The organism is Flagellimonas chongwuensis, from assembly GCF_013376415.1.
Classification (GTDB): domain Bacteria; phylum Bacteroidota; class Bacteroidia; order Flavobacteriales; family Flavobacteriaceae; genus Flagellimonas; species Flagellimonas chongwuensis.
This window is the reverse complement of record NZ_WYET01000009.1, coordinates 106,723-130,277: the sequence shown is the minus strand read 5'-3', so window position 1 is coordinate 130,277 and position 23,555 is coordinate 106,723. Positions and strand designations below refer to the sequence as shown.

Here is a 23,555-nt window from a genome sequence, read left to right as displayed (position 1 = left end):
CTACTAATCAACATTATCGTGTAAAAAAGAGTTGTTGGAACGTAATTGCAAATCATCGTTGCTATCCTCGCCCAAAGAGGTTCTGGATACCTTTTGTTCACGCGGAACGTCGTTCAAGTCAACCCCTTGTCTTTTGTATGCAGGTTGCTTTTCAATTTCATCAATACTGTTCCTATTGTTCTGGAACTTGTAATTGAAATTTTTCAGCTTTCTCCTACGCTCATCGGCACGATCTTTAAGAATATCGCTTATAGAGCTGTTCATTGGATCTAAACTGGCCATAGTTTCCTCATTTTGGGCTTTGGCCTCCTTCTTTTCCTCTACTTGAACTGTCTTCTTCTCAAAAACAAGCTCGTTTTCTACCATTTTTGGCTCGTGGGTCTCTGCCTTGGATTTGGCTCCGGTCAACTTCTCCTCCAATTCCATGTATTCTTGAAGGTCGTATCTGGTCTCACCTTCCTTTTTGTATTCCAAAACAGGTTTTACCTCTACATAATCGTTCACTTCCACATCACCCAAACCATCATCATCCAGATTGAAAGTTACGGTATGTTCCTTTTCCTCCTCTTCTTCAGCTTCATCATTGTTCAAAGGCATATCAAAACTCAACGTGAACTGGTCTTCGTTGCTTTTGGATGATACTACCTCTGCATCAATAACATCAAAGTTGTTGATAACATTTTTGGCCTCGATAATAACGAAATCATCATCCACTTTATCGGCGATAACCTCCTCATAGAATACATTGAAGTTTCTAATATAATTGGTGGTTGGAATAAGGGGATCCTTTGGTTCCGCTTTTGGAGCAATCGTTTGCTTTACCTCCTTTACCGGCTCATCCTCCATTTCCAAGGTGTGCTTCACCACTTTAGGCTCTGGTTCAGGAATCGAATCGGGCTCAGGTATCCTTTCAACTTTGACTTCTTGTACCGAAGTAGATTCTGGAGTCAGGTCCTGCTCCGCAGTTTGTTCGTCCTCCAAAGTATAAAACACCTTTTTGGATTCTGTATTTACAATGTTATCTTGTTGGTCTACATTAAAACCAGTAGCGATAACGGTTACGGCTATGGCCTCTCCAAGACTTTCATCCTCACCTACACCCATAATGATGTTGGCTCCGTGACCTGCTTCTATTTGGATGTGATCATTGATTTCCCCGATTTCATCAATGGTGATTTCTTGGGAACCGGATACGATAAGCAACAATACGTTTTTAGCGCCGTTGATCTTGTTATCGTTCAGCAATGGGGAGTCCAACGCCTTCATAATGGCCTCGGTAGCCCTAGATGACCCAGAAGCGGCCGATGAGCCCATAATCGCGGTACCACTATTGGAAAGTACCGTCTTGGCATCCCTAAGGTCAATGTTTTGTGTGTAATGATGCGTAATTACCTCTGCAATACCCCTTGCCGCAGTGGCCAATACTTCATCAGCTTTTGAGAAACCGGCCTTAAACCCAAGATTACCGTATACTTCTCTAAGCTTATTGTTGTTTATTACGATCAAGGAATCCACGTTCGCACGCAATTTCTCGATTCCTATCTGTGCTTGTTTGTTACGCATGGCACCTTCGAACTGGAACGGCATGGTAACGATACCAACCGTAAGAACATCCATTTCCTTAGCGATTTTTGCAATAACCGGGGCTGCCCCCGTACCCGTTCCACCACCCATTCCAGCAGTGATAAAGGCCATTTTTGTATTGTTGTCCAACATGGCTTTTAAATCCTCCATGCTTTCCAAAGCAGCCTGCTCACCAACATCAGGATTGGCTCCTGCACCAAGTCCTTCGGTAAGGGATACCCCTAACTGGATTTTATTAGGCACAGCGCTATTTTGCAAGGCCTGTGCATCAGTGTTGCAGATTACAAAATCCACACCGTTGATACCGGCCTGGAACATGTGGTTAATGGCATTGCTACCACCGCCACCTACTCCAATAACTTTAATTACGTTGCTCTTGTTCTTGGGCAAATCAAAAGCGATATTGTCAAATTCAGTGTTCTTACTCATGACAGTTATGTTTCTCTTATGGGGTTATTATTCTGCGTTGTCCAAAAAGTCCTTCAACTTTTCTGACCATTTATCAAAAATGGATTTTCTATCCGTATGGGTAGCTGCTGCCGAAGCTGATGCCGTAGCCTTAGCTCCCATATCGTTTTCTTGTGCTACCAAAACCTCTTCTTCGGTCATCTCTTCTTCATGATGCTCGATACGGTTTTTCTTCTTGGCCTCCAAAGAATTCATTAGCAATCCCACGGCTGTTGCATACAATGGGCTGGCCACCTCTTCATCCGAATCACCAGCAAGATGCTCGTTCGGATAACCGATACGTGTGTCCATACCTGTAATGTATTCCACCAATTGTTTTAAATGCTTTAATTGGCTACCTCCACCGGTAAGCACAATTCCAGCAATCAATTTTTTCTTTTGTTCCTCGTGACCGTAATTCTTTATTTCCACATACACCTGCTCCACGATCTCTACTACGCGAGCATGGATGATTTTGGAAAGATTCTTTAGTGTGATTTCTTTTGGCTCACGACCTCTCAGTCCGGGAATGGAAACGATTTCATTGTCCTTGTTCTCCCCTGGCCAAGCGGAACCAAACTTTATTTTCAATAGTTCGGCCTGTTTTTCAATAATGGAGCAACCTTCCTTGATATCTTCTGTGATAACGTTACCGCCGAAAGGGATTACAGAAGTATGACGGATAATACCATCCTTAAAAATGGCTAGGTCCGTAGTTCCACCTCCTATATCGATTAAAGCAACACCGGCTTCTTTTTCTTCCTGACTCAAAACAGCATCAGCAGACGCCAAAGGTTCCAAAGTGATGTTCCCTAAATCCAATCCGGCACTTTTGATACATCTTCCTATATTCTTGATAGACGACACTTGGCCAACCACTACATGAAAATTGGCTTCCAAACGTCCACCGTACATACCCACAGGCTCCTTAATTTCGGACTGGCCATCAACCTTGTACTCCTGAGGCAACACATGGATGATTTCCTCCCCGGGAAGCATCACCAATTTGTACACTTGGTTACACAATTTGTCCAAATCCTCGTTATCGATTACTTCTTCTGAATTGGGTCGGGTAATGTAATCGCTGTGGTGCAAGCTGCGTATGTGCTGGCCTGCAATACCTACGACCACGGAACCAATTTTAAGGCCAGAATTTAATTCGGCCTGTTCCACCGCCTGTTGAATAGACGAAATGGTCTGTGTGATATTGTTGACCACACCACGGTGAACACCCAAACTTTTTGATCGTCCGGTGCCCAAAATTTCAATTTTTCCATACTCATTTTCCCTACCAATGATCGCTACGATCTTGGTGGTTCCAATATCCAATCCAACTGAATAATTACCTTGTTCCATAATTTAAATTTTGGTGCAAACCACTTGATTGTTGAATTCCAAACTAACTGTTGCATAATCCTCCAAGGAATTGTCCTTGGCCGCCTTTGCGTAAAAGGCCATAAAATTGCTGAACTTCTTGTTCAGGTTATCCACTCCGCCCAAGTTCACCACAAAATTTTCCATGCGGAACTTGAGCTGATATTTTTCTTCTTCCAGTATGTGTATCCCGATAATGTTCTTTCTCAAGAAATCATCTTTGTTTATATAATCTAAAATCACGTAGGCATCTTCCAGCGTTTTCCCTGTTATCTTACCTGTGATGATGGGAACCCTTGCAGAATGGTGCTTTGATAATGGCATGCGATTGCCCTCATCATCCAAATAAAATTTGGAGACACCTTCTACTCTTCCAATTGGCTTTCGCTGAACAATCTTGGATACAAGTTCCCCGTTTACAGTAAGATAGACCTGGGCGTTTTTTACCATATCGTTGGATAGTATTACCTCCTCTATGGTATTCAAAACTAACTGTTCTTTGGGCCTATTCTCTAGGGGTCCGTAATTTTGTATTAACAATTTATTAACCGCATCCTCAGTTAAATACAAACTGTTTTCACCAACAAATTTTACGGTGACATTTTCCACCATTCTCCGCTCATTTCGTTGATCGGCAAAACCGTAAAGCGCGACTACGGCAACCAACAAAACTGTCAATTTTATGTAATCCCAATTAATGCGCATAGCTTAATTCTTTTTTGATTTTTGGTACCTCAAGTCCAATATCACCTGCTCCTAGAGCCACTAAAACCCCTGTTTTGCAGTTCTTTACTTCTCCCAACAACTCTGATTTTGTTATCAGCTTTTTACTGGGATTTTCAATCTTATCCAAAAGCCATTGCGATGTAACGCCCTCGATTGGCTCTTCCCTTGCTGGATAAATATCCAGTAGAATGATTTCATCAAAATCCGAAAGACTTGCCGCAAAATCATCGGCAAAATCCTGTGTCCTCGAAAAAAGGTGTGGTTGAAAAATCACCGTTACCTTTTCTCCAGCGTGCATTTCCCGAATGGCTTGGTGCACCGCACTGATTTCTGTGGGGTGATGTGCATAATCATCGATAAACACAAAATCCTTTTCTTTTATCTGGTAAGAGAACCTACGTTGAACGCCTTTAAAAGTGGCCAAAGCTTCGGCAAGGCGGTGTGGTGGGCAACCGGTTTGCACCGCCATCGCAAAAGCAGCTAATCCATTGAGCAAATTGTGTCTTCCCGGTTTGTTGAACTTTACGTTCTCAATAACCTCGGAAGGCGTTATGAGATCAAATATGTAGGCTCCATGTTCAATTTCTATATTTTCTATTCGGTAATCGGCCCCATCTTCTATACCAAAAGTGATTCCCTCCAAAGGAAGTCCCTTGCGCACGAACAATTTTCCGTTAGGTTTAATTCTATCCACGAACTCCCTAAAAGAATGCTCAAGTTCCTCTTTGGTTCCATAAATATCCAAATGATCGGCATCCATAGATGTGACACAGGCAATGGTAGGCGTCAACCGTAAAAATGACCGGTCGAACTCATCCGCTTCCACCACGGAATACTCTGTGCCATCCAGCACAAAATTGCTATCAAAATCTTCGGATATACCTCCCAAAAAAGCTGTCATTGGCAAATCGCACTCTTTGAGCAAATGGGCCAAGATGCTTGATGTGGTAGTCTTTCCATGTGTACCCGCCACCGCCAAACAAAACGAATCCTTGGTAATGATGCCCAACACCTCGGAACGCTTCTTAAGGTTGAATCCACCAGTTTTGTAATATTGATATTCGGTATGTTTGGATGGTACTGCAGGCGTATACACCACCAAAGTATCTGGATGCTTAAAAGTATCCGAAACCAAATCGATATTATCCTCAAAATGAACGGATATCCCATTTTCAACCAATCCATCGGTGATAGGCGTCGGTGTACGGTCATAGCCGGCCACTTCTTTCCCTACAAATTTGAAATAGCGTGCCAAGGCGGACATCCCGATACCACCAATACCGATAAAATAAACGCTATGTATATCCTTCAAATTCACTTCAACAACTTTTCTATTTCGTCCACAATATGTTCCGTAGCCTTTGGCATGGCCATTTTTTTGATGTTCCTTCCCAATTCTTCCTGAAGCCCTTTTGAGTTCATCAAATGAGAAAGGCTATTTTCAAATTCAGCATCCAAATCATTTTCTCTTAGCATGATGGCGGCATCCTTAGCTACCAATGCTTTTGCGTTTTGCGTTTGATGGTCCTCGGCCACATTGGGCGATGGGATAAAAACCACAGGTTTGCCCACTAAACAAAGCTCAGAGACCGACCCTGCTCCCGCTCTTGATATGATGACATCTGCAGCAGCGTAGGCCAAATCCATTCTATTTACAAAAGCCAATACTTTGACATTATCCGATTCATACTTTTTGTATTCTTCATGATACAGTTTACCACACTGCCAAAGCACTTGTAATCCCTGTTCAGCAAAAAAATCAAGCTCCTTTTCAATCAATTGATTGATTCTCCTTGCCCCAAGGCTCCCGCCCAAAATCAAGACAGTCTTTTTATCACAATCAAGTTCAAAAAATGCAGTCGCCTCTTTCTTGCTTTCCTTTATTTCGACCAAATCCGTTCGGATAGGGTTTCCTGTCTTTATAATCTTTTCCTTGGGAAAAAAGCGCTCCATTCCGTCGTATGCCACACAGATTTTATCCGCTTTTCCCGCCAATAGTTTGTTCGTGATTCCCGCGAAGGAGTTCTGTTCTTGCAGCACGCATGGAACACCCGAGCTTTCGGCCATCCGTAACAATGGTCCGCTAGCAAAACCTCCCGTGCCGATGGCCACATGGGGTCTGAACTGCTTCACTATTTTGCGTGCTTCTAACAAACTACTTATCAGTTTTAATGGAAACATGAGATTCTTCAATGTCAGTTTCCGTTGTATTCCACTTATCCACAAGCCCTTTATTTTATATCCTGCTTGCGGCACTTTTTCCATTTCCATTTTATCCTTGGCGCCTACGAACAAAAATTCAGCATCGGGATACCTTCGCTTCAATTCATTCGCTATGGCCACGGCGGGATAAATATGTCCTCCCGTTCCTCCTCCAGAAAGTATAAACCTATATCTGTCCACTCAATACTTTTAAAGGATTCGTTTCATCTATTCCATGGGATTGCTCCTCTAAATTTTCTTTTTTATTGCTGGCGCTCAACACGATTCCAATCGCCATACAGGTCATCCAAATGGAAGTTCCTCCCATACTGATCAATGGCAACGGTTGACCCGTAACGGGAAACAACTGCACCACTACGGCCATATTGATGAAGGCTTGGAACACAATCGGCAGTCCGACCCCTATCACCAATAATTTTGAAAAAACCGTTTTGGACGAATGCGCCACAACAACGATTCTAAACAATAACAACAGGTAGAAAAAGAGCAATGCTCCTCCACCCAACAATCCATATTCTTCTATGATGATAGCAAAAATGAAATCCGACGTACTCTGGGACAACATATTCTTCATCACACTTTTTCCTGCTCCTTTGCCCACAACACCACCTTCGGCCACGGCAATCTGAGCCAAGGTCAACTGGTGCAAATCATCTCTATCCGCTTGTTCGGGATGGATAAAGGTCTCTATCCTTGATTTCCAAGTTCCTGCACGTTGCGGCAATACTTCTGGTGCTTTGAACAGTACAAACAGGAACATTCCTGCAAATATGATTCCCGTAGCCACCATGGCGAACAAATATTTTAAGGGATATCCCCCCAAAAAACACAATACCAACACCATAAAACAAATAATTGCCGCTGTTGAAAAGTTCTCCGGCAAAATCAACAAAACCACTAGGGCAACCGGCAACCAAAGCGGAAGGATACTCTCTTTGAACGTTATCTTCACGTCCTTGATCTTGGTTAGATATCTGGCTATCCAAATCATTAAAACCACTGCGGCTAATGTTGATGTCTGAAAGTTGACCCCCACCAAAGGAATTTTTATCCAACGGTTTGCCGTCACACCGCCAATTCGAGTTTCCACGGTCAAGGTGTATATCAAAAGCAATATAACTATGGGCATGGCTATGATGGAAAGCCCCTTAAAATAATGTGTAGGTATCCTGTGTACGGCATAAATAATACCGAAGCCCAAAAACAAGAGCACAGCATGCTTTACCAAATGACCCAATGTGGTCCCGTCACCATTGACGTAAACCAAATTGGTACTGGCACTGTACACTGGCAAAAATGAGAAAAGTGCCAATAGGGCCACTACGCCCCAAATGGCTTTATCACCTTTCAGATTTTTGAAAATTGCAAACACGTTTTACAAATTTTTGACTGCGTTTTTAAATTGATCTCCCCTGTCTTCATAATTTTTGAACAGGTCAAAACTCGCACATGCCGGGGAAAGCAAAACTGCATCTCCTCGTTCCGCTACCTTGTAGGCCACTTTAACCGCCTCTTGCATGGAATAGGTCTCTACCATAAGGTCGATTACATTCCCAAAGGCATCCAACAACTTGGCGTTATCCACACCCAAGCAAACAATCGCCTTGACTTTCTCGCGGACCAACGGCATCAACTCGGAATAATCGTTCCCTTTGTCCACACCTCCAACAATCCACACTATAGGTCTTTTGATGCCGTCCAAAGCATAATACGTAGCATTTACATTGGTCGCCTTAGAGTCATTGATATACTCCACATGGTTGATCTTCAACACCTTCTCCAATCTATGGGGCACCCCTTGAAAAGATTGGATGCTATTGCGAATCGTCTCTTTTCTGACCTTAACCAGCATGGCCGCCATACTTGCCGCCATTGTATTCTTTACGTTGTGCTGACCTTCCAAGGCCAAAATATCTTCACTCATTTCCAAGGTTTTATTTTCTAATTTTATTTTAATCGTTTTATTCTCCAACCAAGCACCCTCGTTAAGCTTTTGCTTCACCGAAAAAGGTAATAATTTGGATTGAACAGGGTGTTCTTTTAACCAATCCCGAATCACTTCGTCATCTGCATCGTAAATCAAGTAATCATCTTCATTCTGATTCATCGCAATTCTAAATTTGGATGCGATGTAGTTTTCGAACTTGTACTCATATCTGTCCAAGTGATCGGGCGTAATGTTGGTAATGATGGCGATATGGGGTTTAAAATCCACAATACCATCCAACTGAAAACTGCTTATTTCCAGCACGTAGTGGTCAAAGTCTTGTTCGGCCACCATTTTAGCATAGCTATCACCAATGTTTCCGGCCATGCCCACATTCAACCCACCATCTACCAATAAATGATTGGTTAACATGGTGGTGGTGGTTTTTCCGTTGCTTCCTGTGATTCCAATCAAAGTCGCATCGGTATATTTTGATGCAAACTCAATCTCCGAAATCACGGACACTCCTTTTTCAACCAACGCCTTTACCAATGATACTTTATCCGGAATACCTGGACTCTTCATTACCACGTCGGCATTCAAAATTTTGGCTTCGGTATGCTCACCGGACTCCCATTCAATCTCAAAATGTTCAAGAACTTCTTTGTATTTCTCTTGGATTTCGCCTTTGTCAGAAACAAAGACTTCAAATCCTTTTTGTTTTCCCAAAATGGCGGTTCCTACGCCACTTTCTCCACCACCAAGTATCACCAAGCGACCCATTGTTATCTAATTTTTAGCGTAACAATACTGATGATGGCCAGCATGATTCCAATAATCCAAAAACGGGTCACTATTTTGCTCTCGTGATATAATTTCTTCTGATAATGATGGTGTAATGGTGCCATCAAAAAAATTCGTCTTCCTTCCCCATACTTCTTCTTGGTCCGTTTGAAATAGCCCACCTGAAGCATTACGGATAATGATTCAGCAAAGAAGATTCCGCACAAAATTGGTATCAATAATTCCTTTCTAACTATGATGGCAATTACTGCGATTACCCCTCCAATGGTCAAACTACCCGTATCGCCCATAAAAACTTGGGCCGGAAAGGTGTTGTACCATAAAAATCCAACCAACGCTCCCGCAAAAGCAGCAATAAAAACCACCAATTCGCCCACACGGGGCAAGTAGAAAATATCGAGATAATCAGAAAATTGAATATTCCCCGACACCCAGGCGAATATCCCCAGTGTCATTACAATAATAGCTGAAGAACCCGCTGCCAGGCCATCGATGCCATCGGTTAAATTGGCCCCGTTGGAAACTGCGGTCACAATTAAAATCACAACAGGGATAAAAATGAGCCATGCATAATCTTCGGCACCCTCGCCCATCCATGATATAAAATCGGCATAATCCAATTCGTTGTTCTTAAAAAAGGGCACATTGGTACGAACGGACTTGGTCTCTTCGCCAAATACCTTTTCCACCTTAAAGGTCTCGGTTATGGTGGTGGTGTCTTTCTCTTTTATGGTAACTGCAGGATGAAAGTAAAGCGTCAGCCCCACAATCAATCCCAATCCCACTTGACCCATCACCTTAAATTTACCCTTAAGGCCTTGCTTATCTTTTTTGAATGTTTTGATATAGTCATCGATAAACCCAATGATACCCATCCAAACAGTGGTCACTATCAACAGGATGACATAAATATTTTTGATGTCCGCAAAAAGAATAACGGGCAGCAAGGTTGACATGATGATAATCAATCCGCCCATGGTTGGAGTTCCAGCTTTTTGCTTTTGTCCTTCGAGACCGAGGTCACGGATGCTTTCCCCTATCTGCTTTTTCTGCAAGAATAATATGATGCGTTTTCCGTAGACCATGGCAATCAATAGGGACAACAATACGGATAGCGCAGCCCGGAACGTAAGGAACTGAAATAGTCCCGCACCTGGCAGTTGGTATTGTTTCTCTAAAAATTCGAACAAGTAGTATAACATGGACTACATTATTTTTTAAGGCTCTCCAGAGCTTCTTTCACTTCTTTAAAATCATCAAAATCGACCCGGACACCATTGGTCTCCTGATAGGTCTCGTGGCCCTTTCCCGCCACTAGGATAATATCGTTGGCCATCGCAAGCTTGCATGCGGTTTTTATGGCCTGTTTTCTATTTTCAATGGACAACACTTTGCGAACGTTCTGCGCCTCAACACCGGCTTCCATCTCTTCAATTATGGTGGTCGGCGACTCTGTTCTCGGATTGTCCGATGTAAAAATGGCCTGATTGCTCATTTCTGATGCGATATGACCCATAACCGGACGCTTAGACTTGTCTCTGTCACCACCACACCCCACTACGGTGATGACGTTTTCATTTCCAGTCCTCAACGCATTGATAGTAACCAACACATTTTTTAGTGCATCCGGCGTATGGGCATAATCAACAATAGCTGTTATTTTATCTTTTGATATGTAATATTGAAACCTGCCATCCACATTCTCCAACTCGCTCATCAACCTTAAAATCTCCATCTTCTCGAGACCAAGGATATCGGCCGTGGCGTATATGGCAAGCAAATTATACGCATTAAAGTCCCCGATAAGCCTGGACCACAACTCATTGTCGTCAACTTTTAAAAGCTGACCGTTGAATTGCCTTTCCAAAATTTGTGCCCTGTAATCGGCGAAGGTTTTTAAGGCGTAAGTATATTTTTTGGCTTTGGTGTTTTGCAACATTACCAATCCGTTCCTGTCATCGATATTGACCAAGGCAAAAGCCGTTTTGGGCAGCCCATCGAACAACATCTTCTTGGTGTCCCTGTACTCAGCAAAGGTTTTATGATAATCCAAATGATCATGGGACAGATTGGTGAAAATGGCTCCTTCAAAATGCAGGCCTTCCGCCCTTTTTTGATGGATTCCATGGGAACTCACTTCCATAAAGCAGAATTCCACCCCAACTTCGCTCATCATGGAAAGATAATTATTGATGGTAATCACATCTGGGGTGGTATGTGAAGTTTTGAATTCTTTGTCATTCACCAGCACCTTGATAGTGGAAATCAATCCCACTTTAAAACCAGCTTTTTTGAACAGATTATACAATAATGTGGTAACGGTAGTTTTTCCATTGGTACCCGTTACGCCTACCAATTTTAGGTTCTTGGACGGGTTGCCATAAAAATTGGAAGCTATCACCGCAAGTGCGCTATTGCAATTATCCACTTGCAAATAGGTAACTCCATTTACCATGAGTTCGGGAAGCTCTTCACATACAATGGCCCTTGCCCCTAAATCCACGGCTTTTTGGATATATCCATGTCCATCGGTAACAGTACCTCGAATGGCGACGAACACATCGTCCATTTCGACCTTTCTGGAATCAAAATGAACGTTGTTCACCATTACATTGGTATCCCCGCTCACTGCGGAAAGACTTACTCCATATAATATGTCCTTCAATAACTTCATGAAAGCTCCAATACTATTTTTTTGACCTGTTTGATATTGGTCCCTTGGTTTACCGACTGATTTTTAACTTTTCCATTGCCGTGCACTTCCACCTCAATCCCTAAATTCTCTAAAAGGGAAATGGCATCCATTCCACTCATCCCCTTCACATTCGGCACGGTACTGTACTTTTTTTGGACTTGGACATAGTACTGCTGATAGTCCTTGTCCAAATCAATATTCTCTCTAATCCTACTATCCACTTCATCCACCATGGGAGAAATGGCATGTATTTTTTGGGCCATGGATTTAAATACCGGACCTGAAACATCCGCTCCGTAATACCCCTCTTGCTTATCTGGCTCATGAATGACCACGATACAGGAATACTTTGGATTGTCTGCCGGGAAATAGCCAGCAAACGAGGAGATGTAGGCCAATTTATCAGGGTTTTTCTCCACATAGTTTTTCTGCGTTGTACCAGTTTTGCCCGCCATGGAAAAGTTTTTGGAGTACATTCTATGTCCCGTCCCATAATCCTTCTCCACAACATCCTTCAGTAGTTGTTGAACCTTTTTTACCGTTTCCTTTGAGCAGATGGAAGAGTTCAACACCTCTTTATCAAATTGCTGCACCACTTTATTGCCTTCTCTCACCTCTTGAATCATCCGGGGCTTCACATACTCACCATCATTTGCAATGGCATTATAGAAAGCCAAGGTTTGAATAGGGGTCAACGATACTTCGTAGCCGTGCGACATCCAACCCAAGGAAATCCCCGACCAACCCTTATCCCCAGGATATCGGATTACCGGATCGCCTTCTCCAATAATGGGCAAGCCCAACTTTTTATGAAGACCCATATTCATTAAGCGGTTCACAAATTTTTCAGGCTGTTCTTTATAATTTTCATTGATGATTTTTGCAAAAGCTACGTTGGACGAAACAGCAAATGCCTTGGACAACGTTATTTTTCCATAGCCTCCCCATTTGGTATCCTTTACAACCCCATCATAAATACGGTACCTACCTTTTTCGGTATCGATGACCGTACTGGTATCGACCACTTTATCCTCCAAAGCGGCAACCATTGACATCAATTTAAAAGTAGAACCGGGCTCATGGGATTCACCAACAGCGTAGTTCAACTTTTCATAATATTTTCCTTCGGAAGTTCTTCCTAGATTGGAAATTGCCTTGATTTCCCCGGTTTGCGTTTCCATGACGACCACACAACCATGGTCGGCCTTATATTTTTCCAATTGTTTCAACAATTCGTGATGCGCAATATCCTGAATGTTCACATCGATTGTCGAAACCACATCCAAACCATCCTTGGGTTCCACTATATTGTCCAACCCGACAGGTTTCCATTGCCCTTTGGCTATTTTTTGCTTTAGGCGCTTCCCTTCCTTGCCGCGCAAATAGGTTTCACCGAACGCACCATCCAATCCTACGCGGGTGTAATATCCGTTTTCGTCCACACGCTCGTAACCAATGCTCCTTGCGGCCATCTTGCCCAAAGGATATTCACGGACCACGCGATGCGTTTCAATGAACCCTCCTTTGTAGGGCCCAAGATTGAATAATGGGAACTGCTTAATGCGCACATAATCCAGATAGCCTACATTGCGGGCCACAAGCTTATATCGGTTACCGTTTGCCCGTGCTTTACGGAACAATTGCCTGTAATAAGATGAAGGTCTCTCGAACAATTTGCCCAAGGAATCGGACAATGCAGCAACATTGTTCTCGAAGTTTTCTTGCGAAACGGTCTGAGCATCGAACCGAATATCATATTTTGGAACAGATGCCGCCAACAAGCTACCATCTTCAGAATAAAGATTTCCTCGATTGGGCTCTATGGTGAACATCTTTTCGGTTTTGCTGAGCGCCAGCTCCTTGTACTTTTCGCCCTGCACCATCTGAATATCCACCAACTTCACCACTACGGCTATGGCCAAAACAAGAAGTCCCCCGGCTACGAGGTACAATCTGTTCATGATATTTTTTTCGGTTATGGCCACTATTCCGCTGATTTAACTTTAATTTTTCTTGGAGGGTTTTGTGATGGCATCAAGCCTTTCTCCGCAACCACCTCTCGCAAGGTTGATTCTAATTTGAGTTGTTGTACACTGGAACGGGCTTCAAAAAACTCGCTCTTTAGCTTACGAACCTCTTCGTTCAATTCGGCAATCTCCAATACTTTTTTATCCGCATTGTGACTACTGGAAATCATCAATGCTGCCAAGAAAGAGGCAAACAATAAAAACATCCAGTTCTTGGGCGCATCTCCGCTCACCAAAAACTTTCCTTTTAATATGTCCAGTAATCCTTTTCTCATTTTACATTTTATATGCGCTCCGCTATGCGAAGTTTTGCACTTCTCGCCCTATTATTGTTCTTTATTTCTTCTGCTGATGGAACAATCAGTCCCCCGACCTTTTTTAAAGGAACATTAATGTTCCCATAAAAATCTTTCTCCGGTTCACCCTCAAATCTACCTGCTCGGATAAAGCGTTTTGCCAAACGGTCTTCCAAAGAATGATAACTGATTACACTCAACCTGCCACCTTCGTTCAACATCTCTGGCACTTGCTCAAAAAATTCCTTGAGCACTTCAATTTCCTGATTGACCTCAATCCTGATGGCTTGATAAATCTGTGCCAAAATTTTATTCTCCTTCATTTTCGGCAAAAACCTTTTCAATACATTTTTAAGATCATCTGTTGTTTTGATGGGCTCTTCCAATCTTGCCTCGACCAAGGTTTTGGCCATGGCATTTGCGTTGCGCAACTCGCCATATTGAAAAAGAACCGATGCTAAATCTTCTTGGGAATAGGTGTTCACCACCTGAAAGGCCGACAATTCGCTTTTTTTGTCCATCCGCATATCCAAATCCGCATTGAACCGAATGGAGAAACCGCGCTCGGCTTCATCGAACTGATGGGAGGAAACCCCAAAATCCGCCAAGATTCCATCAACTTTCCGAATGCCATAGAACTTTAAAAACTGTTTGAGGTAGCGAAAGTTCTGATTGATCAATTGAAACCTTTCATCATCTATTGCGTTTTGAAGCGCATCCTCATCTTGATCAAAAGCGAACAACTTGCCGCCGCTACCCAATCTTTTCAAAATTTCTTTGGAGTGCCCGCCGCCACCGAAGGTGACATCCACATACACTCCATTATCCTTTATATTCAATCCGTCCACCGATTCCTTTAGCAGTACCGGATTATGATATTCACTACTCATCGTCGTCAAAAATCTCCTCGGCCAGGTCGGCATAATCCTTCTCCCCTTCCGCCAAGACTTTCTCGTACAGATCTTTGTTCCAAATCTCGATTTTATCAAAAACCGCATTCAGAACCACTTCTTTTTCAATTCCGGCAAACTCCACCAAGTTTTTTGGAATCTGCAACCTTCCGGAATCACCGTCAATACTGACCTCCTTCATCCCTGCAACAAAATTCCTTACAAAAGCATCGTACTTTCGGTTGATTTTGCTTTTCTTCATCACTTTCTGCATCAGCACATCGAACTCGGCCTTGGGATACAACTCCAAGCATTGCTGGAAAACAGATCGCTTGATTACGAACCCATCCTTGATTACGGGCACCAACTGATTCTTCAAAGAAATGGGCAACAACACCCTTCCCTTGGAGTCCGCTTTGCAATCATGTTGTCCTATGATATGGGTCACTAGAAATCAATTGGTTACTTAATACAACTCAAATATATAGATTTTATTTCCACATTTCTCCACTTAACACCACTTTTGTTAATAAATTCCCCACTTTTGACCTATTTCATCCGATTTGCATATGAAAATTGATTATTGCGGCATGAGCCCATTTGAAAATAGTTTTGATCAAAATGAAAAAACTTCTTACCGATAAACCAAAACCTAAAATCTTTGTGATATGAAATTCCTATATTTGCCCCTCTTACTACCAACTGACTATAGATGGAAGAGCATTTAATCGAGGATGGCAAATACCGATATATAGAAAAGGGAGAAGGGACTCCCATGATCATATTGCACGGTTTGATGGGGGGTTTGAGCAACTTCCAGGGCGTATCCGAATATTTTCCCCCAAAGGGATATCAGGTGCTGATTCCCGAATTGCCGATTTACGATTTGCCTCTTTTGAAAACCACGGTAAAAAACTTTGCCAACTTTCTGGAAGGGTTCATTGAGCACAAAGGGCTGAAGGACGTCATCTTGTTAGGAAACTCTCTCGGCGGACACATTGGCCTTTTGCACACCAAAATGTTTCCGGAAATGGTAAGAGCACTTGTAATCACTGGAAGTTCGGGCCTTTACGAAAGCGCCATGGGCGATGGATATCCAAGGCGAGGTGATTACGAATTCATCAAAAAAAAGGCAGAGGACGTATTTTACGATCCAAAAGTAGCCACCAAGGAAATAGTGGACGAAGTTTTTGCTACGGTGAACGATAGAATGAAATTGGTAAAGACGTTGGCCATAGCAAAAAGTGCCATTCGCCATAATATGGCCAAGGATCTGCCTCACATGAACACACCGACTTGCATCATTTGGGGAGAAAACGATACAGTTACCCCACCCAATGTAGCAAAGGAATTTCACGAACTTCTCCCCGACTCCGATTTATACTGGATAGAAAAGTGTGGCCATGCACCGATGATGGAACATCCGAACGATTTTAACCATATTCTCGAAGCTTGGTTGAAAAAACGTAACTTCTAAGCATGAAAATCACCTCGGCAGAATTTGTAATGAGCAACTCCAATGTTGCCAAGTGCCCCAATGAACCATTACCGGAGTATGCTTTTATCGGCAGGTCCAATGTTGGCAAGTCTTCCTTGATCAATATGTTGATGGAACGCAAATCGTTGGCAAAAACCTCTGGAAGACCGGGAAAAACGCAGCTTATTAACCATTTTAAAATCAATAATAATTGGTTTTTGGTGGATTTGCCCGGATATGGATATGCAAGAGTGTCCAAAAAGGACAAAAAAACATTTCAGAAATACATCACCGAGTATTTTCAAAAAAGAAAACAACTAGTATGCGGTTTTGTACTGGTGGACATACGTCATGAGCCTCAACCCGTGGACCTGGAGTTCATGGAATGGCTGGGCAGCAATCAGATTCCGTTTGCGATAATCTTTACAAAGGCGGACAAACTGAAGCCGGCCGTTATCGAAAAGCAAGCCAATGCCTACCTTCAAAAACTACTGGATGGTGCTTGGGAGGAGGCCCCTCCACATTTTACCACTTCATCAACCAACCGTATGGGGCGCGAAGAACTTTTGGAGTTTATTGACAGCATCAACCAAGATTTCTTCAAAAGCAATACTTAGGCATCAGCCCTTTACCACCATCAATCAATTTGGTAAGAAATAGCTCGTTTTTACGACAAATCAACCAGCTAAAACTCAAGTTTTAATTTAAAAAAGATTGATACAATGAAATCTGTATTACACAAAGCAGCAACCCGAGGCCATGCAGACCATGGCTGGTTGAATTCACACCATACATTTAGTTTTGCAGGGTATCACGACCCCGAACGAATGCATTTTGGGGTACTACGCGTACTCAATGATGACCAAGTAGCGCCCGGAAGAGGTTTCGGGACGCATCCCCACGACAATATGGAAATTATATCCATTCCTTTGGAAGGAGATTTGGAGCATAAGGATAGCATGGGCAACACTACCACTATTAAGGAAGGGGATGTACAGGTGATGAGTGCCGGTACTGGAGTTCAACATAGCGAGTACAACAAGAATAGTGATCAAGAAGTAAAGTTTTTGCAGATTTGGGTCTTTCCGAACAAACGCAATGTTGAACCTCGATACGACCAAATCTCTATTCGGGAGATTGCAAAGAAGAATGCCTTTTACCAGGTCCTTTCTCCTAGTTCTGAAGATGAAGGTGTCTGGATCCATCAAGATGCTTGGTTCCATTTAGGGAAATTCGAAGAAGGGAAAACGGATTCCTATCAAATCAAAAAAGAAGGAAATGGCGTGTATGCCTTCGTTTTGGAGGGTGAAGTCGAAATCAATGGACAAAAGCTCGAAAAACGGGATGGATTTGGGATTTGGGACACGAACTCGTTCGATTTTAAATCCAACACAGACAGCAGGGTCTTGCTCATGGAAGTCCCTATGAGCTTGGACAACATAGGACGTTAAGCTTACAAATTGAAAAGCCCCATATCGGGGCTTTTTTTATTCTGATTTTTACTTAAAATTATATTCCAAGTGCTTTTTAGGTATTTTAGGTCCATAAATATGACACAAATGGCTCAAAAAACATCGAACCAATTCACTCCCGGAGGATTTATTAAGGTAATGTCCTTTTTACATCTCGGTATCGCAACGACCCCAGTAATATTGGCCATCCTATTCTATTTTAATGCAGACGCCCAAGAGCTCAGCACTTCCGACACAAACGATATATTTTTGGCAATCGTTCCGGTGGTAGCCTTGACAAGTATTTTCTTGGGAGATTTGATTTTCAAAAAAACACTGAGGTCCGTATCCCAAAAGAACGGGCTCAGGGAAAAGTTGACCAAATTTCAAACGGCATCGATTATAAAATATGCCTTGTTGGAGGGAGCCTCACTTTTTAGCATTGTTATTTTTTCGAATACCCAAAACCTCACTTACCTTATTATCGGTGTTGTACTGATTGGCTATTTATATCTACAAAGACCAACCAAGTCAAAAATTGAGAGTGCCCTCGACCTAAAAGGAGCCGAAAAGGCAAAGTTCGACCGCATACACGAACCAGTGGATTGAGTTATTTTTTCAATTCCAGTTTTTCCGCGAAATATTCGCAAAAATCCTTCATGGTAGCTGTCATTTTTTCGTCTTGTGTGGCCTTGTAAAAAGTATCGGCCATGGATACCAAGGTTTGATGAAAAAATACCTTCATCTCATCTACCGGCATATCCTTTGTCCATAAATCAATTTTTAAGGATTCTTGATTTTTGCTGTCCCACACGGATAGCATCATTGCTTTGGCATCTTCTTCCTTAATTCCGCCATCCTGTGCCGACCAGGTCAATTCCTCGGGCACTCGGTTCTCATCCAACCCAACCTTTAAGGTTATTTCCGAAGTGTGTTCTACTGCCATTTATCTTTTTGGTTTGTAATTTGACTGTTTTAAAATTTCATCTGCGGGCGTATCCAGCATTTGTCCAAGTCCTGTATTGGTCTTTTCCATAAAGGCCCTCACAATCTGCCATCCCATATACCTGCCCAAACGACCTGGCGACTCATTGTCCAATTCCAGTCCGAATTTTGTAAAAGGTGCAGGGTCCAAAAACTTTCGGTCCAATCCCGTATCGGTACTATATAATAATTCACGCTCCACAAAATATTTCCACATTTGCTCCTCATTGGCTCGCGCCCACTCTATTTCTTCTTCGGAATATCCTATTTTTTGTGCATCGGATGCAGAGGGAATCAATTTATCCTTTAAATAAAGTTCTTTGCCATAATAGACCATCCTCGACAATAGAGTTCTGTTACGCGGATAGGAAATAACCTTTTTGGCAAAGGCACTGGCGACATCCGATGTCATAAATTTTTTATCGAGGGAAGTAGCAATATACCTTTGCATGCCTTCATAAAAATGATGGTCTTCACCCAAATAATTATCAAGTCCAATCAACAATAAAGAGTCTACCAAAATGATGCGGCTTTCGTAACGTACATCAGAGGTCAATGTTATGATATGAGGGGTTTCTGTTGCCGGAAAATAATATTTCACATGTTTAAAGAAAGACTCCAAGTCTGCCGATTCCTGTTCAAAATTGCCAAATTCCTTTGCCACTTCCTCGGAAAGCTCAATTTGAAGCGTGTCCGTTAATTTGGCCGACCAAACACTATCGGGAAACTGTTCCGGAAACAAATAGGGATACTTTGATTTCAATTTGGGAATGTCATCAACGGAAGCATTTGCAAATTCCCTATCGAACCTTGAAACTTTCAAATCCACCGGAATTTTGGCGACCTCCTCTTCGGTTTTATCCGTTTCACCACATGATGAAATCGATAAAATCATAACCAAAATAAAACATCTCAATACGGGAATAGTAAAGTATTTCAACAACCGCTTCATTTTTAAGAACACAGGGATTAAATTTACAGGGCACAAAGGTAATTTATAGAATCTAAATAGTAAGATATGCAAACAGAAAAGGTAATAGACCATATTGTTGATTGGTTAAAAACATATGCCGAAAATGCAAAATGCAAAGGTTTTGTCATTGGCGTGTCAGGCGGAATAGATTCTGCCGTAACCTCTACCTTATGTGCAAAAACTGGATTGGACCTTTTATGTCTGGAAATGCCCATTCACCAAGGTGCAAACCAGGTTACACGTGCCGACCGACATATTGATTGGTTGATTGAAAACTACCCAAATGTATCCAGGCAACCGGTCGACCTTACACCCGTATTCGATTCATTGGTAGATGCCTTTCCAAAGGTGGACAAAGAAGAAGACCGATTTATGTCCTTGGCAAATACCCGGGCAAGACTTCGCATGACGACGCTTTACTATTTTGCTGCTTTGGAAGGCTATCTGGTTGCCGGTACAGGAAACAAAGTGGAAGATTTTGGAATCGGGTTCTACACAAAATATGGCGATGGAGGAGTTGACCTTAGTCCAATCGCTGATTTGGTCAAAACCGAGGTTTATGAGCTTGGACGCGTACTTGGAGTAAATCAAGACATTATGGAAGCAGCCCCAACAGATGGCTTATGGGGAGATAGTAGAACCGATGAGGACCAAATCGGAGCATCGTACCCAGAATTGGAATGGGCAATGGAAATGGATGAACAAGGCAAGACATCTGAAGATTTTTCTGATAGGGAAAAGGAAATTTTCATCATATATAAAAGGTATAATACCGCAAACAAGCATAAGATGGTTCCTATACCTATTTGCGAGATTCCAAATGAATTAAAGTAGCGATTCGTCCGAAAAATCCCAGTATAAGACGAAAAAAACCATAGAAAAACTATGGTTTTAAGAAAAAAGTTACAATTTTACATGATTAAATTGTTATCTTGCTCGCTATATACTTTAAGTATTAGCAGCTAACCATTCACTAAATAAACCGTTTCATAATGATTAAAGTATTGATTGCTGACAACCATCCTATTGTTAGGCTTGGTATAAGACAGGTACTTGAAACGAGCTCAGATATTGAAGTCATTGCAGATGTATCTACTACAGAAGAGCTTTTTAAAACACTAAAAGACGTAAATCCAGACGTTGTTATTTTAGAAATGGATATTCCGGAAATCAACGGAATCGCCACCCTAAGAAAAATGAAATTGGAGTTTCCGGACATTAAAACGCTAATGTACAGCGGGCAGTCCGAAGATGTTTACGCCCTTAGTACAATTCGCGCCGGAGCATTTGGATACTTATCCAAAACTGCTGATTTGGAATATATTATTTCAGCAGTTAAAAAAGTAAGTGAAGGCAATATGTTCATTACCAATGAACTTGCCCAACGCCTTGCTTTTGACGAAGGAACACAAAAGCCACGTAGATTCTTTAGAAAACTTTCTTCCCGAGAGGTCGAAGTACTTAAATTATTGGCAAGCGGCAAAAGGAACAAAGAGGTTGCGGAGGGGCTGAACCTCAATGAAAAAACAGTAAGTACATACAAAGCCCGTCTGATGAAAAAATTGAACGTGGATAATTTAGTGGACTTACTCCAACAGGCAAAAGCCTTGGAACTATATTAGGAATACCCAACCAAACCAACTATTGTGGGAACCCCTTTCAAAGCAAAATTTTGGAAGGGGTTTTATAATTTAAGAAAGCACACGGTTCAATTTAGCGTTCAACAATTTGTTGAGCTGAAGATAGTTCATGATTTCCTCCAAAATTTCTGTGTGGTCCCCTTGGCTATCCTGTGTCCTTTCCTTAAGTTTTTCGATTCGGTTCTTTATCAAATTGCAGCGTAGAGTAAGTATGGTCTCTCCTACCAACTGCGCTACACCTACCTGTTTTTCCTTTGGGTAGATGTCACGCCGCTCCCAATCATGCAAAACATACTGTTCCTCCTCCATTAAAATGGATGATACTTGGGATACGGTTTCTTGATCCAAATCTGACAAAAAAGTACTGACCGAAAAATCGGAATCTTCGTTCAATCGCTCTATCAACTTATAATATATTGCCTTGAATTGTTCATTGGTGAGTTCAATTTCGTCCTCCTGAAGATCTAAGAACACCTTTTCATATACTTTGGCCTCAGAGACTTCGGGCTCGAGTACCAACTCTCCCTCTTCATTTTCTTTGAGCACTAAATCTTCGAATTCCTGTTTTTGGTTTCCATAAAGCAACAGCACTTCAATGATTTTTCGTTCCAATTCGTACTGCACATCTACCTTCTCGACTACAGCATCATTCTTTACGACTTCAAAGGCTTTACGCTCCTGCTTTTCCTTTTTTGAGGTATCTGTTTGCTGTTTCTTATCAATCTGTGCCAACGTATTGTACAGCACATCTTCGGAAATCTGCATAATCTTTGCACATTCCTGCACGTAGATTTCTTGTCGGATACGGTCCGGAATCTTACTGATGCTGTTTACGATATCCCTAACCGTATCTGCACGTTTTATAGGGTCATTGGCCGCCTCTTTGGCCAATAAAGAAGTTTTGAACTGGATAAAATCCATGGCATGCTCCGTCAAGTACTCCACCAAATCTTCATAAGTGTTGTTCTTGGCAAAGCTGTCCGGGTCCTCCCCTTCTGGAAATGTACAGACCTTTACGTTCATGCCCTGCTCCAAAATAAGGTCGATGCCACGGAGAGATGCCCGTAATCCGGCGGCATCCCCATCAAACAAAACTGTAATGTTCTTGGTAAGCCTGTTAATGAGTCTTATCTGCTCCGGCGTCAATGCCGTCCCACTAGATGACACCACGTTTTCCACTCCTCTTTGGTACATCTGGATGACATCTGTGTAACCCTCAACCAGAAAACAGTTATCTTCTTTGGCAATGGCTTGCTTGGCATAGTAAATACCGTACAGCACCTTACTCTTGTGATAGATGTCACTCTCGGGAGAATTCAGATATTTAGCGGCTTTTTTATCATTTGTCAAAATACGACCTCCAAACCCCAATACTCTACCGCTCATGGAATGGATAGGAAACATGACCCTGCCTTTGAACCTATCAAATTTTCTGCTTTCTCCGCCAGCCTGCTCCTTAACAATGGTAAGACCGGTTTTCTCCAGAAACTCCAGCTGGTAGCCTTTATCGAGTGCAGTTGTGGTAAAGGCGTCCCACTCATCCAGGCCATAACCCAAGCCAAACTTTTTGATGGTATCATCCGTAAAGCCGCGCTCTTTAAAATAACTTAGCCCAATGGCCTTGCCAGGTTCAGTATCCCAAAGCGTTTCGGCAAAGTACTTTTGTGCATACTCGGACACTAAATACATACTTTCCCGCTCATTGGCCTGTTCCTTCTGCTCATCCGTTTGCTCGGTCTCCTCTATTTCAATATTATATTTTTTAGCCAAATACTTTATGGCTTCAGGATAGGTAAAATGCTCGTGCTCCATCAAAAAAGCCACCACATTACCCCCTTTGCCGCTACTGAAATCCTTCCATATCTGCTTAACTGGGGATACCATAAAACTGGGTGTACGCTCATCCGTAAAGGGGCTCAGTCCCTTAAAATTGGAACCCGATTTTTTCAATTGTACAAAATCACCGATGACCTCCTCCAATCGGGCGGTTTCATATACTTGGTCTATGGTGGTTTTTGAAATCAAAGCGTTCCGTTA

At 42.3% G+C, this 23,555-nt stretch carries 22 protein-coding genes; 6 read left to right on the top strand and 16 right to left on the bottom strand.

Features of this window, described 5'->3' with window-relative positions; all coding sequences use genetic code 11:
- Positions 1 to 3: 3 nt before the first annotated feature.
- From ftsZ to GUA46_RS15540, 13 genes are read right to left on the bottom strand one after another with little or no spacing between them, the layout of a single operon-like run.
- Entirely contained in the window at positions 4 to 2,013 is a 2,010-nt protein-coding gene (gene ftsZ / locus GUA46_RS15600) for a cell division protein FtsZ (RefSeq protein WP_108244761.1), read from the bottom strand.
- A gap of 27 nt (positions 2,014 to 2,040) precedes the next feature.
- Positions 2,041 to 3,387: a cell division protein FtsA gene (ftsA, locus tag GUA46_RS15595; RefSeq protein ID WP_108244762.1), complete on the bottom strand. Its 1,347-nt coding sequence runs from the start codon at positions 3,385 to 3,387 to the stop codon at positions 2,041 to 2,043.
- Between the two features lie 3 nt (positions 3,388 to 3,390).
- Entirely contained in the window at positions 3,391 to 4,110 is a 720-nt protein-coding gene (locus GUA46_RS15590) for a cell division protein FtsQ/DivIB (RefSeq protein ID WP_176621260.1), read from the bottom strand.
- Complete coding sequence (murC, locus tag GUA46_RS15585; protein ID WP_176621259.1) at positions 4,100 to 5,449, bottom strand: UDP-N-acetylmuramate--L-alanine ligase; 1,350 nt, start codon at positions 5,447 to 5,449, stop codon at positions 4,100 to 4,102. The genes GUA46_RS15590 and murC overlap by 11 nt, the downstream gene beginning before the upstream one ends.
- A complete protein-coding gene (murG, locus tag GUA46_RS15580) occupies positions 5,446 to 6,534 on the bottom strand; it encodes an undecaprenyldiphospho-muramoylpentapeptide beta-N-acetylglucosaminyltransferase (protein WP_176621258.1) in 1,089 nt (362 codons plus the stop codon). Before murG ends, murC begins: the two co-directional genes overlap by 4 nt.
- A complete protein-coding gene (locus GUA46_RS15575) occupies positions 6,521 to 7,726 on the bottom strand; it encodes an FtsW/RodA/SpoVE family cell cycle protein (RefSeq protein WP_176621257.1) in 1,206 nt (401 codons plus the stop codon). The genes murG and GUA46_RS15575 overlap by 14 nt, the downstream gene beginning before the upstream one ends.
- 3 nt (positions 7,727 to 7,729) lie before the next feature.
- Positions 7,730 to 9,064 (bottom strand): UDP-N-acetylmuramoyl-L-alanine--D-glutamate ligase, encoded by a 1,335-nt coding sequence (murD, locus tag GUA46_RS15570; protein WP_176621256.1) that lies wholly within the window; start codon positions 9,062 to 9,064, stop codon positions 7,730 to 7,732.
- Positions 9,065 to 9,066: 2 nt separating this feature from the next.
- The gene (mraY, locus tag GUA46_RS15565) at positions 9,067 to 10,287 is read right to left on the bottom strand and encodes a phospho-N-acetylmuramoyl-pentapeptide-transferase (protein ID WP_108244768.1); all 1,221 of its coding nucleotides are present in this window, start codon (positions 10,285 to 10,287) and stop codon (positions 9,067 to 9,069) included.
- Between the two features lie 8 nt (positions 10,288 to 10,295).
- A complete protein-coding gene (locus GUA46_RS15560) occupies positions 10,296 to 11,759 on the bottom strand; it encodes a UDP-N-acetylmuramoyl-L-alanyl-D-glutamate--2,6-diaminopimelate ligase (protein WP_176621255.1) in 1,464 nt (487 codons plus the stop codon).
- Positions 11,756 to 13,765, bottom strand: a complete 2,010-nt coding sequence (locus GUA46_RS15555) for a penicillin-binding protein (protein ID WP_176621254.1) — start codon at positions 13,763 to 13,765, stop codon at positions 11,756 to 11,758. The genes GUA46_RS15560 and GUA46_RS15555 overlap by 4 nt, the downstream gene beginning before the upstream one ends.
- Positions 13,765 to 14,082 carry an FtsL-like putative cell division protein gene (locus GUA46_RS15550; protein ID WP_108244771.1) on the bottom strand — a complete coding sequence of 106 codons (318 nt, stop codon included), beginning with the start codon at positions 14,080 to 14,082 and terminating at the stop codon, positions 13,765 to 13,767. The genes GUA46_RS15555 and GUA46_RS15550 overlap by 1 nt, the downstream gene beginning before the upstream one ends.
- A gap of 8 nt (positions 14,083 to 14,090) precedes the next feature.
- On the bottom strand, positions 14,091 to 14,993 hold the full coding sequence (gene rsmH / locus GUA46_RS15545; protein WP_176621253.1) for a 16S rRNA (cytosine(1402)-N(4))-methyltransferase RsmH: 903 nt from the start codon (positions 14,991 to 14,993) through the stop codon (positions 14,091 to 14,093).
- Positions 14,986 to 15,441: a division/cell wall cluster transcriptional repressor MraZ gene (locus tag GUA46_RS15540; RefSeq protein ID WP_108244773.1), complete on the bottom strand. Its 456-nt coding sequence runs from the start codon at positions 15,439 to 15,441 to the stop codon at positions 14,986 to 14,988. Before GUA46_RS15540 ends, rsmH begins: the two co-directional genes overlap by 8 nt.
- Positions 15,442 to 15,705: 264 nt before the next feature.
- Between GUA46_RS15540 and GUA46_RS15535 the strand changes: the two genes are divergently transcribed.
- From GUA46_RS15535 to GUA46_RS15520, 4 genes are all read left to right on the top strand, one after another.
- The gene (locus GUA46_RS15535; RefSeq protein WP_108244774.1) at positions 15,706 to 16,470 is read left to right on the top strand and encodes an alpha/beta fold hydrolase; all 765 of its coding nucleotides are present in this window, start codon (positions 15,706 to 15,708) and stop codon (positions 16,468 to 16,470) included.
- Between the two features lie 2 nt (positions 16,471 to 16,472).
- Positions 16,473 to 17,087 carry a ribosome biogenesis GTP-binding protein YihA/YsxC gene (gene yihA / locus GUA46_RS15530; RefSeq protein WP_176621252.1) on the top strand — a complete coding sequence of 205 codons (615 nt, stop codon included), beginning with the start codon at positions 16,473 to 16,475 and terminating at the stop codon, positions 17,085 to 17,087.
- Between the two features lie 105 nt (positions 17,088 to 17,192).
- Entirely contained in the window at positions 17,193 to 17,921 is a 729-nt protein-coding gene (locus GUA46_RS15525; RefSeq protein ID WP_176621251.1) for a pirin family protein, read from the top strand.
- A gap of 108 nt (positions 17,922 to 18,029) precedes the next feature.
- Entirely contained in the window at positions 18,030 to 18,530 is a 501-nt protein-coding gene (locus GUA46_RS15520; protein ID WP_176621250.1) for a hypothetical protein, read from the top strand.
- 1 nt (position 18,531) lies between these two features.
- On the opposite strand, the gene gldC is transcribed toward GUA46_RS15520, so the two are convergent.
- Both gldC and gldB read right to left on the bottom strand, forming a co-directional pair.
- Positions 18,532 to 18,867, bottom strand: coding sequence for a gliding motility protein GldC (gene gldC, locus GUA46_RS15515; RefSeq protein ID WP_108244778.1), 336 nt, complete (start codon positions 18,865 to 18,867; stop codon positions 18,532 to 18,534).
- Positions 18,868 to 19,857 carry a gliding motility lipoprotein GldB gene (gldB, locus tag GUA46_RS15510; RefSeq protein WP_176621249.1) on the bottom strand — a complete coding sequence of 330 codons (990 nt, stop codon included), beginning with the start codon at positions 19,855 to 19,857 and terminating at the stop codon, positions 18,868 to 18,870.
- A 66-nt stretch (positions 19,858 to 19,923) separates the two neighbouring features.
- Between gldB and nadE the strand changes: the two genes are divergently transcribed.
- A complete protein-coding gene (gene nadE / locus GUA46_RS15505; protein WP_176621248.1) occupies positions 19,924 to 20,712 on the top strand; it encodes an NAD(+) synthase in 789 nt (262 codons plus the stop codon).
- Between the two features lie 158 nt (positions 20,713 to 20,870).
- A complete protein-coding gene (locus GUA46_RS15500; protein WP_108244780.1) occupies positions 20,871 to 21,500 on the top strand; it encodes a response regulator in 630 nt (209 codons plus the stop codon).
- Between the two features lie 69 nt (positions 21,501 to 21,569).
- On the opposite strand, the gene dnaG is transcribed toward GUA46_RS15500, so the two are convergent.
- Positions 21,570 to 23,543, bottom strand: coding sequence for a DNA primase (dnaG, locus tag GUA46_RS15495; protein ID WP_176621247.1), 1,974 nt, complete (start codon positions 23,541 to 23,543; stop codon positions 21,570 to 21,572).
- Positions 23,544 to 23,555 lie beyond the last annotated feature (12 nt).